Genomic DNA, 1603 nt, shown 5'->3' with positions numbered 1-1603 from the left:
CGCCGACGCCATCGCGGCCCGGACCGAGGGCCTGCGCGCGACCCTCGACGCGGCACCCGCCCAGATGGCGGACCTGCTGGATTCCCGCCTCTCGGACCTTCAGGGCCTGTTCGAGCGGGCGCAGGGCGAGATCGACCGCCTCGTGGACAACCGCGGCCGCCAGATCGCCGGGACCATCGAGCACCGCACCCAGGCGCTCCAGGCGACCATCGAGGGGGTGAACCCGGCCATCGCCGGCCTGCTCGAGGAGCGCGAGAACCGGCTCGCCGAGACTCTCAAGGAGCGGACGGGCGAGCTGCAGACCCTGTTCGATCGGGTGCAGAACCGCCTCGGCGCGCTGGTCGAAGGTACCGGCCGCGACGTGTCCGAGCGGGTCGACGCGCGCATCGAGACCCTGCGGTCGACCTTCGAGCAGGCGCGCGCGTCCATCGAGGGGCTTCTGGAGGACCGCAGCCAGGCCCTGGTGGCGGCGGCCGAGGGCCGTACCGGCGCCCTCGTGGAGGTCTTCGACACCCGGCTGCGGGATCTCGACGGCGTCGTCGAAGGTCGCACCGGCGCCCTGGTTCAGACCTTCGACGCCCGGCTGCGCGACCTCGACGGCGTCGTCCGAGGCCGTACCGGCGCTCTGGTCGAGACCTTCGACACCCGGCTGCGCGATTTCGACGGCGTCGTCGAGGGTCGTACCGGCGCCCTGGTCGAGGCCTTCGACACCCGGCTGCGGGATCTCGACGGCATCGTCGAGGGCCGCACCGCGGCCCTGGCGCAGGCCGTGGAGGCGCAGAGTGAGGCCCTGGGCCGTGGCGTCGACGCCCGCGCCGATGCCTTCACCCAGCGCATCGACAGCCCCATGCGGCTGTTCGCGACCCTGGTGGCGCAGCGCGCCGACACCCTGGCCACCGCCTTCGACGACCGCCACGAGGCCTTCGCGGGCCTGATGGACGAGCGCACGGCGTCCCTGGTCGCCGCCCTCGACGAGCGGGCGCGGGCCCATGCCGAGCAGGTCGACGCCCATAACGCGGCGCTGGCCGAGACCCTCAGCCGCCGCGAGGCCGCGCTCGCCGGCCTGATCGACGCCCGCACCGAGGCCCTCGGGGCCGGGTTCGAGCGCCGTGCCACGGCGCTCGGCGCCCTGGTGGATGCCCGCGGCGAGGCCCTGTCCCGCCGCCTCGCCGAGAGCGCCGAGACCCTGGTACGCGCCATCGAGGAGCGCGGCGGCGCGCTCGTCGCCAGCGTCGAGGGCAGCGGCCGCGCGGTCGGCGACAGCCTGGAGGGCCATGTCGAGCGCCTGCGCGGCGCCATCGACGGGCCGATGATGGACCTGTCCCGGGCGCTCGCGGACCGGGCCGAGGCGATCGAGCGGGCGCTCGCCGAGACCGGCGTGCCCCTGGCCGAGAGCCTGCGGGCGCGGACCGAGGAACTGGCCGTGCAGTCGCGGGCCTCGGCCGAGCTGCTTGCGCGCCGCCGTCGAGGACGGCGCGGGCCGCACCCTCTCGGAGCTGTTTCGAGACCAACGACCGGATGGGTCGCGAACTCGGCAGCCTGCTGCAGCGGATCGAGGGCGCAAACACCGCGCTCACCGACCTCGTGGCGGGGGCCGACACCA

The 1603-nt window shown here is 75.0% G+C and carries 1 pseudogene; it reads left to right on the top strand.

Going from position 1 to position 1603, the window contains the following annotated elements:
• A pseudogene (locus I53_RS24955) lies at window positions 1–1603 on the top strand (hypothetical protein); the annotation flags it as partial.

Origin of the sequence: Methylobacterium sp. B1, from assembly GCF_000333255.1 — a bacterium.
Classification (GTDB): Bacteria; Pseudomonadota; Alphaproteobacteria; order Rhizobiales; family Beijerinckiaceae; genus Methylobacterium; species Methylobacterium fujisawaense.
The sequence above is the reverse complement of the archived record's forward strand: the minus strand, read 5'-3'. Positions and strand labels throughout refer to the sequence as shown.